Source organism: Pannonibacter sp. XCT-53 (assembly GCF_009915765.1).
GTDB classification, from domain to species: domain Bacteria; phylum Pseudomonadota; class Alphaproteobacteria; order Rhizobiales; family Stappiaceae; genus Pannonibacter; species Pannonibacter tanglangensis.
In genome coordinates this window covers 403509-418924 of the sequence record NZ_JAABLQ010000001.1, presented here as the reverse complement: position 1 = coordinate 418924, position 15416 = coordinate 403509, and the positions used below count along the sequence as shown (strand labels likewise).

The 15416-nt window shown below is 68.7% G+C and carries 11 protein-coding genes; 4 read left to right on the top strand and 7 right to left on the bottom strand.

The genetic code is table 11. From position 1 onward, the window contains the following. Positions 1–104: 104 nt before the first annotated feature. Genes GWI72_RS01960 through GWI72_RS01950 form a run of 3 tightly spaced genes read left to right on the top strand, consistent with a single transcriptional unit; the run spans position 105 to position 1253 of the window. On the top strand, positions 105–755 hold the full coding sequence (locus GWI72_RS01960; RefSeq protein ID WP_161707740.1) for an SspB family protein: 651 nt from the start codon (positions 105–107) through the stop codon (positions 753–755). Positions 756–780: 25 nt separating this feature from the next. Then, positions 781–1026 carry a DUF4169 family protein gene (locus GWI72_RS01955; RefSeq protein WP_161707739.1) on the top strand — a complete coding sequence of 82 codons (246 nt, stop codon included), beginning with the start codon at positions 781–783 and terminating at the stop codon, positions 1024–1026. 8 nt (positions 1027–1034) lie between these two features. Beyond that, positions 1035–1253, top strand: a complete 219-nt coding sequence (locus GWI72_RS01950; protein WP_161675263.1) for a ribbon-helix-helix domain-containing protein — start codon at positions 1035–1037, stop codon at positions 1251–1253. 211 nt (positions 1254–1464) lie between these two features. On the opposite strand, the gene GWI72_RS01945 is transcribed toward GWI72_RS01950, so the two are convergent. The 3 genes from GWI72_RS01945 to GWI72_RS01935 form a co-directional block, all read right to left on the bottom strand. After that, the gene (locus tag GWI72_RS01945; protein WP_161707738.1) at positions 1465–5445 is read right to left on the bottom strand and encodes an AsmA family protein; all 3981 of its coding nucleotides are present in this window, start codon (positions 5443–5445) and stop codon (positions 1465–1467) included. Positions 5446–5549: 104 nt separating this feature from the next. Continuing rightward, the gene (locus tag GWI72_RS01940; RefSeq protein ID WP_161707737.1) at positions 5550–6962 is read right to left on the bottom strand and encodes an FAD-binding oxidoreductase; all 1413 of its coding nucleotides are present in this window, start codon (positions 6960–6962) and stop codon (positions 5550–5552) included. A gap of 262 nt (positions 6963–7224) precedes the next feature. After that, positions 7225–9039, bottom strand: a complete 1815-nt coding sequence (locus tag GWI72_RS01935) for an aminopeptidase P family protein (RefSeq protein WP_161707736.1) — start codon at positions 9037–9039, stop codon at positions 7225–7227. Between the two features lie 231 nt (positions 9040–9270). Here GWI72_RS01935 and GWI72_RS01930 point away from each other — a divergent pair, with 231 nt between their 5' ends. Then, positions 9271–9495: a hypothetical protein gene (locus GWI72_RS01930; protein WP_161675255.1), complete on the top strand. Its 225-nt coding sequence runs from the start codon at positions 9271–9273 to the stop codon at positions 9493–9495. 147 nt (positions 9496–9642) lie between these two features. Here the strand turns inward: GWI72_RS01930 and GWI72_RS01925 are convergent, their stop codons facing one another. The 4 genes from GWI72_RS01925 to GWI72_RS01910 all read right to left on the bottom strand — a co-directional run bounded on the left by GWI72_RS01925 (position 9643) and on the right by GWI72_RS01910 (position 15403). Beyond that, positions 9643–10536 carry a 50S ribosomal protein L11 methyltransferase gene (locus GWI72_RS01925; RefSeq protein WP_161707735.1) on the bottom strand — a complete coding sequence of 298 codons (894 nt, stop codon included), beginning with the start codon at positions 10534–10536 and terminating at the stop codon, positions 9643–9645. 141 nt (positions 10537–10677) lie between these two features. Next, positions 10678–12021, bottom strand: coding sequence for an ATP-binding protein (locus GWI72_RS01920; RefSeq protein WP_161707734.1), 1344 nt, complete (start codon positions 12019–12021; stop codon positions 10678–10680). Then, positions 12018–12734 carry a response regulator gene (locus tag GWI72_RS01915; protein WP_161675249.1) on the bottom strand — a complete coding sequence of 239 codons (717 nt, stop codon included), beginning with the start codon at positions 12732–12734 and terminating at the stop codon, positions 12018–12020. Before GWI72_RS01915 ends, GWI72_RS01920 begins: the two co-directional genes overlap by 4 nt. 197 nt (positions 12735–12931) lie before the next feature. Continuing rightward, the gene (locus tag GWI72_RS01910) at positions 12932–15403 is read right to left on the bottom strand and encodes an ATP-dependent helicase (protein WP_161709069.1); all 2472 of its coding nucleotides are present in this window, start codon (positions 15401–15403) and stop codon (positions 12932–12934) included. Positions 15404–15416: the final 13 nt, after the last annotated feature.

The window sequence follows — 15416 nt, the reverse complement described above, 5'->3', positions numbered from 1 at the left end:
AGCGAGGCGAACGAAAGCCGCATGGTGCCCCGGGGGCTTTTCTTTTTTGCCCGGTGACGCCAAGGTGCAGCCAGACGCAGTACGAATCCGGCGGACGAAAGACCATGGCAGAAGACCTGCTCCGTTACGACATCCTCGTGCAGGACGCCCTCCGCGGCGCCGTGAAGAAGATCCTGGCCGAAGTGGCCCGGACCGGTCTTCCGGGCGAGCATCACTTCTACATCGCCTTCGACACCAATGCGCCGGGTGTGCGCGTGTCGTCGCGGCTGAAGGAACGCTATCCCAACGAGATGACAATCGTGCTCCAGCACCAGTTCTGGGACCTGGCGATCGGCGAACACGCCTTCGAGGTCGGGCTGTCCTTTGGCGGCATCCCGGAAAAGCTCCTGATCCCCTTCAGCGCCATCAAGGGGTTCTTCGATCCCTCGGTGCAGTTTGCCCTCGAGTTCGAGCCCGGCAAGACCGCCGAGCCCTTGCCGGATGACCTGATCGAGGCCGTCGGCGAGCTGGCGGAGCTCGAAGGCCGGACCCGGCTCGAGTCGGTCCCGGCCAGCAAGGGCGAGGACAAGGCTGACCGGCCACGCCGCGAAGCCGCCGGCAAGACCGACAAGGGCGCCAAGGCGGAAAAGGCCGAGAAGGCTGACAAGGCCGAGGCGGGCAAGAGCGGTGCGAGCAAGACCGACGAGCCGGACAAGCCCACCGATGGCAGCGGCGGCGCGGTCGTGTCTCTGGACGCCTTCCGCAAGAAGACCTGACACCCGAGCTTCGACAGGCAGAGCCATGGCAGCGGACATCGTCAATCTGCGACAGGCCCGCAAGCAGCGCGACCGTAAGGACCGCGAGGCGACTGCGGAGGCCAACCGGGTCCGATACGGCCGCAGCAAGGCGGACCGCAAGCTGGCCGAGGCGCGCGAGGAGATCGCCCGTCGCCATCTGGACGGCCATCGTCTGGCGGATGGCGATCCGGCAGCCACCTCCCCGGCTGCGGACACCGTGACGCCCGGCGCGAGCGGCCCGGACAGCTGAGGCCGCCGATGCCCTTTCTCAAGCGCTCGCTGAGCCTCAAGGGACATCGGACATCGCTCGCTCTCGAGCCGGAGTTCTGGCAGGTGCTCGACGCCATCGCGGCAGACGAAAACCGCTCGCTTGCCAGCCTCATCGACCATGTCGACAGCACCCGCGCCCCGGACCAGCCGCTCTCCTCGGCGGCAAGGGTCCATGCGCTGCGCCACCTGCGCGACCGCTCCAGCTGACCTCCTGAAGGACCTGCCGCCCGAAAGGGTCTGCATCGCTCCCTGCCACACCCGGGACCCGACCTGATCCGCCCCCGATTTCTGGGATCGAGGGTCCGGCATCAAGGGTCCGGCATCATGGGTCTGCGAGCCGAGCGCGCGCGCACACTCACGGCCCGGACGGATGCCGGTTGCCCAAGGGTCAGCGCCGCTGAGGTCGCCTGAGCAGAGGTCAGTTGCGGGCGGGAGGATAGGTGATGACGAGCCCGTTGGGATCGGTCACGTAGCGCGGGCCCGGCCTGGGCGCAGCAGCAGCAGCGGCCGCGCCCTGTTGCGGACCCGGACGCTGCTGGGTGGCCTGGGCCGGCGGCTGCGGCGGCTGCAGCAGCGGATCGCGGCTCTCGAGGATCTGGTTCGGCTGCAGCCCGGCTCCCACCTCGCGGGCCGGCTCCAGCGGCTGCAGCACACCGGCCGGAGCCGGAGTGCCGATGGCCGAACGGATCCGCTGTTCAAAGTTCAGCAGGTCGCCGATCGCATCGCGCCCGCTTTCCTGCGGCGCGGGGGACACCGCAGCCCCTTGCCGCGCCGGCGCTGCACGATCGGGAGCTGCACGATCAGGAGCAGGACGCTGGGACGCCGGGCGGTCCGGAGCCGGCGCCGTGCCTGCCGGTGCCGGTCGGGCCGGATCTGTGCTGGCAGGCGCGACGGGCGTCTCGGCGGCTGCCGGCACGGCCTGGGCGGCGCGCTCCTGCTGCCGCCGCAAGGCTTCCTCGCGGAAATACTTCACCTCCCGCATCAGCCGGTCGCGCTCGAGGATCTCGGCCTGCAACCGCTCGACGCGTTCGACCTCCTGCTCGAACGAGCGCAAGGTCAGGAAGGCCGTGAACGGGGCAACGTCGATGCTCCGCTCGGGTGCGGCCAGGTCACCGCTGAACAGCAAGGCCGCCTGTGGCTCGGCCCCGGCCGTCGCATTGCTTCCGGCATCGACCTTGACCGTGATGTCGCTGTCCAGCGTCCAGTCATTCAGGTTCAGCAGCGCCTGTCCGGTCAGCTCCGCGCCCTCAGCCGACGCGGCCACATTGCGCAGGGCCAGGCGCCCGCCGTTGAGCGCAAGCGTGCCATCGAGCCGCTCCAGCTCAAGCGACCCGGCATCAAGCTGGCTTGCGAACACCTCGCGGATCTTGTCGTCTTCCAGCACAAGCCCGGCATCGGCCGCCCGGATCACCAGATCGAAGGCAGCCGGGTTCATGGCGCGCAGCTCGGCGCCCGACAGCTGCAGCGTCCCTCCGCCAGCCAGCGCCGCGACCAGGGCAGAGATCGAGCGTCCGGAGGACTGGAACTCGCCCGAGGCGTCGAGCTGACCGGTGGCCACCGCGCGGCCGCCCGCTTCCCACACAAGCTCCTCGAGACGCGCTCCCGCGACCTGGAGCGTGCCGCTGAGCCCCGCCTCCGCGCCACTGCGCGTCAGCGCCAGATTGCCGGTGATCTTGCCGCCCGCAAGCCCGGCGTCGATCGCCTCGAGCCGCAGCAGGTCCGGCTTCAGGCGCAGCTTGGAGGCCAGACGCGACACTGCCAGCGTGTCGCTGAGGAAGGCCTCCTCAGCCCGCAGGTCCAGCGCCAGATCGAGATTGGGCAACTGCACCGGACCGAAGGCCGCCTTGGGCCAGCCCCCGTCGGCGTCGGTCTGCAGCCACTGGTCCGCCCCCAGCACCAGCTCGGACACGACCCGGACGTCGAGGGCCGAGAAGTCGAGCGCCCCGGTCAGGCGCGTCGCGCCGGTCGCATCGGCCGGCGCGAGATTGCCGGCGAGGCGCCCTTCGATGTCGACGCCGGCCACTGTCCCCTTGAGATCGTCAAGCGTGATGCTCGCGCCCTCGCCGACCAGTTCAAAGGCCAGATCCATGCCGATCTCGCCGGAGAGCACTGGCAGCACCTTGTCCCAGAGCAGCGCGACCGGCGCGAGATCGTCGGCACGCGCCTGGACGGCCGCCGTGTAGCGCGGCGCGGCCCCCTCGACGAGTTGCAGATCGCCGGTGGCGTCGATCCGTGTTTCGCCGGCCCGCGCCCTGAGGCTGAGCGCCATGCCCTTGGCGGGCTGGCCGTTCAGGCTGGCGGTGATCTCTCCGGCCGCAAGGGCGCTGTCCTCGGTCAGCGGCAGGCCGAGCTGGCGCAGCAACAGCGCGCCGTCCGGGCCTTCGAGGGCAAGGCTTGCCGCGACATCGCCATCACGCCATGCGTCGGTCCGTCCCGAAAAGCGGCCATCGAGCCGAAGGGTGCCGCCGGCGGCGCTGCCGGCAACCGTCAGCTCGCTCTCGCTGCCGTCCCGCGTGGTTCGGGCCTCGAGGCTGGCCTCAAGCCGGGCGGGGACCAGATGGTCGGCGGCCCGGGCGAGCTGGGCCGTCAGGGCCGCCTCCGGTGCCAGGTCTTCGGCCAGGGCAACAAGTCCGGCCAGCGAGCTGGCCTCGATGGCGGCGGTGATCCGGCCGGCCGGCGACGTCGCCACATCCTCGATGGCCCCCTTGGCCTCGATGCGGGCTCCGGCAAAATCGGCCGCCGACAGGCTCGTGAGGGTCAGATTGTCCCCGGCCAGCTCGGCCTGGACCGAAAGCGCCTTGCCGGCAATGCCGCGGATCAGGATCTCGCGGGCCGAGAGGCCGAGCGAGATATCGGAGGACGCCAGCGCTGCGGCAACATCGGGCTGCCGGAACAGCCCGGTCAGCCCGCCGAGTTGGTCAAAGTCCAGCCGGCTTGCGTCCAGGGACAGGGCGAGGCGCCCCCGCCCGCCGGTTCCCTCGGCATAGGACACCGACCCCGTGGCGGTGGCCCCGCCGATGTCGAGCCGCGCGCCGGTCATCGACCATTGCCCGGGCTGCAGCGCGATGCGGCCGTCGATCCCGAGCGGTCCGCCGGACTGCACGGTGGAGGGCGTCTGGTTGAACCAGGCCAGGAAGGCCTGCGGCTGGGCGACGTTGAACGACAGGGTGCCGGTGTAGGCAAGCGCCCGGCTGGTGCCGAGCTCCCCTTGCGTGGCCAGTTCGGCGCGCCCCGGCAGGCGGCTGGCCAGACGCGTGACGCGCCAGCCCCCCAGGGTCGTTTCCACATCGAGACGGGTCGATTGCAGGATGCCGCCGCCGAGCACGATGGCCGGCACCTCGAGACTGATGAGACCCGGCAGCGGCGATGGCGGCAGGGTGGCGAGACGCTGGATCATCTCCGACCGAGCCCGGTCGAGCGCGACGGGCTTCTGCGGCCCCTCCCCATAGATCCGGTCGAAGTCGATCTGCTTGGCGCTGGCCTTGATCTCGAAGCGCCGCTGCCCCGCAAGTCCGACGCGCGCCTCGCCCTTGAGGCTGATGGCGCGGTCCTCCGGTCCGATGCGCAGGTCGAAGGCCGGGACCTGCACGCCGTCGGCGGTCAGCGCCGCACTGCCCTCGGCGCGCCAGCTGTCGGGCTCCTGTCCGGTGCCGATGGAACTGGCCGTGAAGCGGCCGTCGAAACCGGGGGCTCCCGCCTCCTGCTTCAGCGTGCCATCCAGCGTGACCTGCAGCGCCTGCAGCGCCGGGACGAGATCGGCGCGCAGCCGCAACGTGCCATCGGCCTGGTGCTCACCGGTGGTCAGGCGCAACGAATAGGGATTGCCGTCGTGAATCAGGCTGCCATCGACCTTGAAGGGCCCCTTGAGCGACCGGGCGCTGATGGCGACATTGACGTTCTCCAGCTTGTGACTGGAACTGTCCCGGGCGTCGAGCAGCGTGATCGCGCCAGTGTCGACCTCGATCTGGTCGAAGGCGATGTTGCGCGGGTCGATCTTGGCCAGGGCGCCGGAGCCGGTGGCGTCCGTCAGCCAGTCCAGCCGGCCGTATTCGTCCATGGCCAGCGTCAGCTGCGGCCGTTCGAGCCGCATGTCGAGCACGCGGATCTCGCCGCGCAACAGCGGCGGCAGTTCCACCTGCATCTCGAAGCGCGAGACGATCAGCAGCGGATCTTCCGCCTCGCCGACGCGCACGTCGGTGAAGGTGAGCGTCGGCGCCGGCAGCAGGCTCATGTCCGCCTTGCCGAGCACCGTGACCTTGTGGCCCAGCGCCTGCTCGGCATAGGTCTCGAAGGTGGAGCGATAGGCCGTCCAGTCGACAAAGAGCGGCCCGACCAGCGCCGTCAGCAGCGCCAGGATGATGACCACGCCTGCCGTGATATAGACCGAGTTCAGCGTCACTCTCCAACGTCTCAGCGATGCGGCTGTCCGGCGAACCGACCATCCCGCGCGAATGCGGCAGGGTTGCGGCGGACCGGGACTTGCGGCCCGGCCGCCTCCGCCGGTCAGATCACCACGATCTTGCCCGGGTTCATGATGTTCAGCGGATCAAGCGCCTGTTTCAGCGTGCGCATCACGTCCAGCGCCTCGCCATGTTCCCTCTTCAGATACTTCATCTTGCCCTGGCCGACACCATGTTCTCCGGTGCAGGTGCCCTCCATCTCGATCGCCCGCCAGTTGAGGCGCTCGACAAAGGCTTCGGCGGCGGCGACCTCGGCCGCATCCGTCACATCCACCAGAACCATGACATGGAAATTACCGTCGCCCACATGACCGACGATCGGTGCGATCAGGCCGGAGGCGGCGATGTCGTCGGCCGTTGCCGCAACGCATTCGGCCAGACGCGAGATCGGCACGCAGACATCCGTCGTCACGGCCTTGCAGCCGGGTCTGAGGCCGATCCCGGCGAAATAGGCGTTGTGCCGGGCCGTCCAGAGCTTGGTCCGCTCCTCCGCCTGGCTCGACCAGCGGAAGGCCCCGCCGCCACACTCGCCGGCAATGGCCTCGAACAGCTCCGCCTGTTCCTTTACCCCGTTCGGCGTGCCGTGGAACTCGAGGAACAGCGTCGGCGTCTCCGCAAGGCCCAGTCCCGAATAGGCATTGCAGGCGCGCACCTGCAGCGTGTCGAGGAGTTCGATGCGGGCCACCGGAATGCCGGACTGGATGGTCATGATCACCGCGTTGCAGGCCGACGCCACGTCCGGGAACGGGCAGACACCGCCGGAGATCGCCTCCGGCTGTCCGAACAGCCGGAGCGTCAGCTCGGTGATGATGCCGAGCGTGCCCTCGGAGCCGACGAACAGGCGGGTGAGGTCGTAGCCGGCCGAGGATTTCCGCGCCCGCCCGCCGGTGTGGATGATCTTGCCTTCCGCGGTCACCACGGTGAGGCCAAGGACGACATCCTTCATCGTCCCGTAGCGCACCGCGTTGGTGCCGGAGGCGCGGGTGGAGGCCATGCCGCCGAGGCTGGCATCCGCGCCCGGATCAATCGGGAAGAACAGCCCGCTGTCGCGCAGGAAGGCATTGAGCTGCGACCGCGTGACGCCCGGCTGCACGACGCAGTCGAGATCCTCGGCATGCACGGCCAGCACCTTGTTCATGCGCGACACGTCGACGGAGACGCCGCCACCGGGCGCATTGACGTGGCCCTCCAGCGACGATCCGGTGCCGAAGGGGATCACCGGAACCCGGTGCTCGGCGCAGATGCGCACGATCTCGGCGACCTCCTCCGTGCTTTCGGCAAAGACGACGATGTCCGGCGCCTGATTCGGCAGCCAGGACGTGGTGTGCCCATGCTGCTCGCGGATCGCTGCCGTGCGGGCAACCCGGGCGCCAAAGCGCGCCGAAAGCGCCTCGCCGGCAGCAGCAATGCCTGCCTCATTGCGACGAACCAGCACCTGCATCGCGGCGAGCGACATCGGATCCTCCTCCAGTGTTCTTGCCCCGTATCCGGGGCAGCCGGCCGAACCCTAGCAAATCCCTCCGCAGCACCAAAGGTTTCATGTTGATCCGATGTGAAATGGTTCGCACCGGCCCCGAGGCATCGGGGAAAGATGGCGGGCGTCATTCCGGACTAGGTGGGCGACGCGAACCGCAGATCCGGGATGACGGCCCCGTCCCGCTCAAGGCCGGGACCGCACGACGGAAGAGCCTCCCAGGGGAGCCTCTCCCGCCCCGAGATCAGACCGGCTTGGTCGCGGCCTCCAGCCAGATGCGGGTGCGGGCGTCGAGATGCGGCCCGACCTCCTCGTTGACCCGCGCATGATAGCGGTTGAGCCAGTCGCGCTCCTCGGCGGTCAGGAGCGCGGGCTCGACAAGGCGGCGGTCGATCGGGGCGAGCGTCAGCGTCTCGAAGCCGAGCATCGGACGCTCGCCGCCGGGGATCTCCGCAGCCTCGGTCACAAGCTCCAGGTTCTCGATCCGGATCCCGTACTGCCCGGCCGGATAGTAGCCCGGCTCGTTCGACAGGATCATGCCCGGACGCAGCGGCTGCGCCCCGGTCTTGGCGATCCGCTGCGGCCCTTCATGCACGGAGAGGAAGGACCCGACGCCATGGCCCGTGCCGTGGTCATAGTCGAGCCCCGCCTTCCAGAGCGCGATGCGGGCCAGCGTGTCGAGCTGCGCGCCGGTGGTGCCGACCGGGAACCGCGCGGTGGCGATGCCGATGTGACCTTTCAGCACGAGCGTGAAATGCCGCTTCATGTCCGCCGTCATCTCGCCGACCGCAAGGGTACGGGTGATGTCGGTGGTGCCGTCCTCGTACTGGCCGCCCGAATCGATCAGGTAGGGCCGGCCAACCGGGATCGGCAGGTTGCTCTCCCGGTTGACGCGGTAATGGCAGATCGCCCCGTTCGGTCCCGCGCCCGAAATCGTGTCGAAGGAAATGTCGCGCAGCGCGCCGGTCTCGACCCGGAAGCGCTCCAGCGCCTCGGCCGCGGCGATCTCGTCCAGCTCGCCGCCGGGGGCGGTGGCATCGAACCAGCACAGGAACCGGGCAAAGGCGACCGCATCGCGCAGATGCGCGGCACGGGCCCCGGCAATCTCGACCCTGTTCTTGATCGCCTTGGGCAGAAGGATGGGGTCCGGCCCCTCGACCAGCTTGCCGCCGGCGGCCAGAATGCGCGTGGCGATGGCCTCGCCCGCCAGATCCGGATCGACCAGCACGGCCTTGCCCGCCGCTCCCAGCGCCTCGAGCGCTGGCAGGAAGGCGGCCGGCTCGGCGATGTCGGTGAGCATCGCCAGCGTGTCGCGGACCGTGTTGGACAGCTTGCGCCCGTCGATGAAGAGCTGCGCGCTGCCGGCGGCAGTCAGCACGGCAAAGGACAGCGGGATCGGCGTGTGCATGACATCCGAGCCGCGGATGTTGAACAGCCAGGCAATGGAATCAGGCTGGGTGATGACCACCGCATCCGCGCCCGTCCGGCCGACGGACGCGGCGATGCGGGTGATCTTGTCCCTCGCCTCCTCGCCGGCCTTGTCCATCGGCTGCAGGCTGACGGCCCCGAGCGGCGCGGCGGGTCGGTCGGCCCACACCGCATCGACCGGATTGTCTGCGACGGCCACCAGCTCCGCGCCGGCCGCAGCACAGACCTGGCGCAGCCTCCGGGTGCCGTTCAGGGTGTGCAGCATCGGATCAAAGCCGAGCTTCATGCCCGGCTTCAGATGGGCCTGCAGCCAGTCGGTCGGCGGAGCCTCGATCAGGTGGTGCGGCTCGAAAAGCTCGCAATCGACCTGGTCGCGCACCTGCAGCGTGTAGCGGCCGTCGATGAAGATGGCAGCCCGCTCGCCCAGCACGGCCGCAACCCCGGCAGACCCGCCAAAGCCGGTCAGCCATTGCAGGCGACAGTCGCAGGGCGGCACGTATTCGCCCTGATGTGCGTCCGCCCGGGGGATGAGAAACCCATCCAGTCCGCGACGTGCGAGTTCAGCCTTGAGGGCGGCAAGACGGGGCTTGCCAACGCTCGGATCGGTGGGGGTGTCGAATGTCTGGAACATGGCGCGACACTAGCCACAGGTTGCGCGCCGCGCAATGCCGTCGAGGCCGCGAGGGCGCCGGAAATGGTTAAGAATCCGTATCGTGCTGCAGTGCAATACCATTAATTCGCACATGCGAAATCCGCAGGGCTGGCATGCGATTCCAAGCCTTTTCGCCAGCCGGACCTGACCGCATATATCGGGCAACAAGGGCCGGGACTACGGCCCGGATCCACACACGGAGTTGCACAAATGGCCCTTTCCACTGCCACCTCGACCGGTCTTATCGGTGAAGGCCGCCGGCCGGCCCGCAGCCTGTTCCGCCGCGCCTTCGATCACATGATCGCTGCCCGCGAGAAGCAGGCCCTGCGCCACGTCAACAGCTATCTTCTGTCGCTCGACGACGCCACGCTGGCTCACTACGGCTACGACCGTGACGAGCTGAAGCGCCAGGGCGCGGCAGCGACCCTGCTCTGATCTCTCCGGGGCGTCGCGGACGCAGCGGAGATCGGGCAGACCCCGAGCAAAAAAGGCGGCCTGCGGTCAGATGACCGCAGCCGCCTTTTTCCATCTGGACGCAGACATCCCGGACAAGCCGGCGGCGCGACCGCCGCCGTGCCGGCTTCAGGCGGCGTGAACACCGCCGCGCACGAGCGTGAGCGTCAGCCAGCCGTTCTTGTCCCAGCGCCGCACGAGCCGGAACCCCTGTGTGCCATAGGCAAACAGGATGCGCGGACCGTCCTCGACGCGCAGCCCCGACAGGATGAGCGTGGCATCCCCGGTCATCCGCGACGAGATCGACCTGGCCATCTGCATCAGCGGCCGGGCGAGAATGTTGGCAATGACGAGGTCGAACGGCCCGAACTCCGCAAAGCGCCGGTCCTCGACCCCGGCCGCCGTAAAGGTGCGGATCAGATGCGGCACCTGGTTCAGGACCGCGTTTTCCTGCGCGGTGCGCGTCGCCACCGGGTCGATGTCGGTGGCAACGACCACCTGCCGCGCGAGCTTTGCGGCCGCAATCGCCAGCACGCCGGTGCCCGTGCCGAGATCGAGGATCCGGTCGAAGTGCCAGCGGCCGACCAGCCGGTCGATCTCGCGCAGGCAGCCTTCGGTGGTGCCGTGATGGCCGGTGCCGAAGGCGAGCGCCGCCTCGATCTCGATGCCGATCGCGCCGGCCGGCACCTTGTCGCGGTCATGCGAGCCATGCACGACGAAACGTCCGGCCCGGACCGGTGCGAGGCCCTCCAGGCTCTTCTGCACCCAGTTCAGATCCTCAAGCAGCTCCGCCTCGACGGGCGCCGCGAAGGCGTCCGGGCCGACGCGCTCCTGCACCTCGGCGATGGCCTCGTCCGGCTCGAGCCCGAACAGCAGGACCTCGACCGCCCACACGCGTCCGTCGGGCGTGAACTCGTAGACCGTAACCGGGTTGCCCTCGTCCTCGAAGGCGCGCTCGATGACGCCATAGATGCGCTTGGCTTCCTGTTCGTCGGCGGCGATCCGCACTCTGACCGTCTGCATGGTGACCTCCGCCAGATATCCGGCCTGATGTTCTCGAAGCGCCGATATAACCGGAGCCCCGGGCCGCGGCCAGCGGAAACAGTCCCGTCCCTGCGCCGGCTTCGGGCCCGCAGGACCCCAGGTCCGTGCGGCGCGCCGGGCTCAGCCGGCCCGTGGCAGCAAGATGCGCGCCGTCAGCCCGCCCCCCGGCGTGTCGTCCAGCTCCAGCCTGCCCCCGTGGCCTTCGGCAATGGCGCGTGCGGTCGCAAGCCCGAGGCCGAAGCCGGTTGCCTGGCCCATCCCCTGCCCGTCGGCCACGGTCCGCGCCGCATCCCCGCGCTCGAACGGCTCGATCAGGCGCAGCTTCTCCGCGCTGGACAGCCCGGGACCATGGTCGGCCACCTCGATCAGGATCTGGTCCTCCCGCGCAAAGGCCCGCACGTCCGGGATGCCTGCATGGCGGTGGGCATTGTCGATCAGGTTGGACACTGCCCGGACCATTTCGCTGGCGCGACCATGCACGGTCAGCCCGGGGGCACAGGTCAGCGTGACGGTCTGGCCCATGTCCTCATACTGGTCCTGCACCGACAGGAGCAGGCTCGGGAGATCGACCGGTCCCGTGCGTTCCCCGGTCCGGCCCTCGCGCAGGAAGGTAAGCGCGCCATTGATCTGGGCCTCCATCACCGCAAGGTCGGCGAGGTTGCGATCCTTCTGGTCGCCGTCATCCATCAGTTCGAGCCGCAGGCGCAACCGGGTCAGCGGCGTGCGCAGGTCGTGACCGATGGCCGCCAGCATGCGGGTGCGCCGGTCGATGAGATCGCGGATGCGCACCTGCATCCGGTTGAAGGCTGAGGCTGCCGCCCGCACCTCGCGCGGACCGCGCTCGGTGACGATGACCGGTTCCGCCTGCCCCTCGCCGAACACCGACACCGCCCGCTCCAGGTCGGACAACGGCCGCACCAGCGTGCGCAGGGCCCAGACCAGCAGCATGGCAAGACTGAGCGCCAGGAAGAACAGGATCTGCAGGAAGGGGCTGCCGATGAGCGGCGGACCGCCGCGCTTCGCCAGATGCTCGGCCCTGAGCCGCGTGCCGTCGGCGAGCGAGAACTCCACCACCACGCCGCGCTCTGGCCCCATCGGCATGGAGCCGAGAAAGCGCATGCCGGCATCCAGGTCTCGCGGCGGCGTGATCCGGTCCTGCAGCGCCGGCGGCACGCCCAGCAGCGGCTCGGACGGGTCGACCAGATGCAGCTCGTATCGCCGCGTCGCCGCGTTGATGTCGCGGATGAGGCCGGGACGCTCGGCCGGTGCGGCCTCGTTCAGGAGATGGACCGTGCGGCCCAGCAGCAGCATCTGCGAGATCGCGTCGGAATGGGGAGCCGTTGGCCGCAACAGGGCAAAGAAGGCGAAGACGAAGGTTGTGATGAGGATCAGGGCGGAGATCATCACCAGCATCAGCTGGGCCGCGATGCGCTCCGGCCAGAAATAGGCGATCAGGCGCGTCACGCCGCGCTCACTTCGGCGACGAACTCGTAGCCGCCGGCCCGGACCGTGCGGATGTACTGGCCGCCGCTGGACGAGGGATCGAGCTTGGAACGCAGGCGGCTGACCAGGATGTCGATGTTGCGGCCGGTGGAGCTGGTGCCGACGCCGGTCGTCAGGTCGACAAGCTGGTCGCGCGACAGGACCCGGCCCGGTCTTTCGCAGAACACCTGCAGCAGCGCCAGTTCCGCCGGCGTCAGCGTCACGACCGAGCCGCGCGGGCTGTGCAGCGTGTGCGCGACGCAGTCGAGCGTCCACCCGTCGAAGCTGAGCCGGCGCGCCTGCACCGAGGGCATCGCCGCGCCCAGGTCCATGCGGCGGAACAGGGCGCGGATGCGCGCGATCAGCTCGCGCGGGTTGAAGGGCTTGGCGAGATAGTCGTCCGCACCGACCTCAAGCCCGATCACCCGGTCGAAGTCGTCCGACTTGGCCGAGACGATGATGATCGGGATGGCGCTGGCCGCCCTGAGCCGGTGGCAGATGCTGAGCCCGTCCTCTCCCGGCAGCATCAGGTCAAGGACGACCAGGTCGATCCGGTTGGTCGCCATCTGCTGTTCCATCTCCGCGCCGCTGCGCGCGACGGACACACGCCAGCCATGGCTGGTCAGATGCCGCTCCATCAGGGTCCCGATTTCGGGATCGTCTTCGACGATGAGGATGTGCTCATGGGTACGCATGGCCGCAATATGCAGCCTTGCCCGTGTTGCGACAACATCTTTTGCAGAAGCTTTTCTGGACGTTTCCGAGAAAGTCCAGAACAGAGACAGCATCCACAGAGATCAGCACATGTAGTTTTCACCGCATCACCGTGCAGCGACACGGTGACCGACTGCCGACGCGCGCCGCGCCCGTCCGGATGCTGCGGCAATCCGGCTCAGTGGCGTTCGACGAAACTGTCGATCACCCGCTTCTCGCCCGCCTTCTCGAAGTCGATCGTCAGCTTGTTGCCCTCGATTGTCGTGATGCGGCCATAGCCGAACTTGATGTGGAACACCCGCTCGCCGACCGTGAAGCTGGAGGGGGTGTCGGACACCGATTTCGCCACGAGCTGTCCCTCGATGGTCAGCGGCCCTTGCGCCCTCGTGCGGGAGGAACGCATGTCGGAGCGGTTGCCGTGGTCCTGACTCCCCGCCTCGCGCGCGCGCTGCGCCCGCTGCCAGCCCGGCGTCGAATAGGTGTTCTGGAACGGATCGCGGGCGTCGAAGCGGGAGACGCCATAGGCGTTGCCGCCGCCATAGCCGCCACCGCTGTAGCCGCCGTAGCGGGTGGAGCTTTCCACCACCTCGACGTGGCGTTCCGGCAGCTCGTCCAGGAAGCGCGAGGGAATGCTGGACTGCCACGAGCCGTGGATGCGGCGGTTGGAGGCAAACCAGATCTTGGCCCGCTTGCGCGCCCGGGTGATGCCGACATAGGCCAGCCGCCGCTCTTCCTCGAGACCAGCCCTGCCGCTTTCATCCAGCGCGCGCTGATGCGGGAACAGCCCCTCCTCCCAGCCCGGCAGGAACACGGTGTCGAACTCCAGCCCCTTGGCCGAATGCAGGGTCATGATCGACACCGCATCGGCGGCATCGGCCGTATCCCGGTCCATCACCAGCGCGATGTGCTCGAGGAAGCCCGGCAGCGATTCGAACTCCTCCATCGAGCGGATGAGTTCCTTGAGGTTGTCGAGACGGCCCGGCGCTTCGGCAGAGCGGTCCAGCCGCCACATCTCGGTGTAGCCGCTCTCGTCCAGGATGATCTCGGCCAGTTCCGAGTGCTTCATGTGAACCAGCTGCGCCCGCCAGCGGTCGAGGCTGTCGACGAGATCGGACAGCGCCTTGCGTGCCTTCGGCTTCAGCTCTTCCGTGCGGCAGAGCTGCGTGGCGGCCTCCAGCAGCGGGATGCGGCTGGCGCGGGCCAGTTCATGCACCAGCTTGAGGCTCGCCTCGCCGAGGCCCCGCTTCGGCGTGTTGACGATGCGCTCGAAGGCCAGATCGTCCGCCGGCTGCACCACGCAGCGGAAATAGGCCATGGCATCGCGGATTTCGGCCCGTTCATAGAAGCGCGGGCCGCCAATGACCCTGTAATTGAGACCGAGCGTGACGAAACGGTCTTCAAACTCGCGCATCTGGAACGACGCGCGCACGAGGATGGCGATCTGGTTGAGCGAATGGCCCTTGCTCTGCAGCGCCTCGATCTCCTCGCCGATGGCGCGGGCCTCTTCCTCCGAATCCCAGGACGAGGCGACCGTGACCGCTTCGGCTTCCGGGTCCTTGTCGTCGGTGAACAGCGTCTTGCCGAGGCGGCCCTCGTTGTGGGCGATCAGATGCGAGGCCGCGCCCAGGATGTGGCTGGTGGAGCGGTAATTGCGCTCCAGCCGCACCACGACGGCACCGGGGAAGTCGTGCTCGAAGCGCAGGATGTTGTCCACCTCCGCGCCGCGCCAGCCATAGATCGACTGGTCGTCGTCGCCGACGCAGCAGACGTTGGAATTGCCCTGGGCGAGCAGGCGCAGCCACAGATACTGCGCCACGTTGGTGTCCTGGTACTCGTCCACCAGCATGTAGCGGAAGCGGCGCTGGTAGTCCTTCAGCACATCGGGCTGCGTCTTGAACAGGGTGATGCAGTGGAGCAGCAGGTCGCCGAAATCGGCCGCGTTCAGCACCGACAGGCGGTCCTGGTATTCGGCGTAGAGCTTGCGGCCCTTGCCGTTGCCGAAGGCCCGCGCCTCGCCCTCCGGGATGTCCTTCGGCGTCAGGCCGCGGTTTTTCCAGCTGTCGACGAGCGAGGCGAACATGCGCGCGGTCCAGCGCTTCTCGTCGAGGCCCTCGGCCTGGATCACCTGTTTCATCAGGCGCAGCTGGTCGTCAGTGTCCAGGATCGAGAAGCCCGACTTGAGGCCGACCAGCTCGGCGTGGTTGCGCAGGATCTTGACGCAGATCGAATGGAACGTGCCGAGCCAGGCCATGCCCTCGACGCCCGGGCCGATGTAATGGGCGATGCGCTCCTTCATCTCCCGCGCGGCCTTGTTGGTGAAGGTGACGGCGAGGATCTGCGACGGCCAGGCGCGCTGGGTGGCAAGGATATGCGCGATGCGGGTGGTCAGCACCCGGGTCTTGCCGGTGCCGGCGCCGGCCAGCACCAGAACCGGGCCATCGACGGTTTCCACCGCCAGCCGCTGTTCCGGGTTGAGACCGGCAAGATAGTCAGCGGCTGCCGCCTGGGGCGTGCCCTGCCGCGCCGCGAGCGCCCGGGCGGCAATGCCCCCGCCCTGCGGACGATGCGCGGGCGCCGGCTGCGCCGGCCCCTGGTCATAGGCCGCGTCGATCTCGCTCCAGTCGTCGGAAAATCCCGGGGGCACGCTCATCATCCTGCCGCAT

What these genes read in the sequence shown, in the direction of transcription:
- GWI72_RS01960 (WP_161707740.1), top strand. Translation starts at nt 105, where the DNA reads ATGGCAGAAGACCTGCTCCGTTACGACATCCTCGTGCAGGACGCCCTC.
- GWI72_RS01955 (WP_161707739.1), top strand. Translation starts at nt 781, where the DNA reads ATGGCAGCGGACATCGTCAATCTGCGACAGGCCCGCAAGCAGCGCGAC.
- GWI72_RS01950 (WP_161675263.1), top strand. Translation starts at nt 1,035, where the DNA reads ATGCCCTTTCTCAAGCGCTCGCTGAGCCTCAAGGGACATCGGACATCG.
- GWI72_RS01940 (WP_161707737.1), bottom strand. Translation starts at nt 6,962, where the DNA reads ATGTCGCTCGCCGCGATGCAGGTGCTGGTTCGTCGCAATGAGGCAGGC.
- GWI72_RS01935 (WP_161707736.1), bottom strand. Translation starts at nt 9,039, where the DNA reads ATGTTCCAGACATTCGACACCCCCACCGATCCGAGCGTTGGCAAGCCC.
- GWI72_RS01930 (WP_161675255.1), top strand. Translation starts at nt 9,271, where the DNA reads ATGGCCCTTTCCACTGCCACCTCGACCGGTCTTATCGGTGAAGGCCGC.
- GWI72_RS01925 (WP_161707735.1), bottom strand. Translation starts at nt 10,536, where the DNA reads ATGCAGACGGTCAGAGTGCGGATCGCCGCCGACGAACAGGAAGCCAAG.
- GWI72_RS01915 (WP_161675249.1), bottom strand. Translation starts at nt 12,734, where the DNA reads ATGCGTACCCATGAGCACATCCTCATCGTCGAAGACGATCCCGAAATC.
- GWI72_RS01910 (WP_161709069.1), bottom strand. Translation starts at nt 15,403, where the DNA reads ATGAGCGTGCCCCCGGGATTTTCCGACGACTGGAGCGAGATCGACGCG.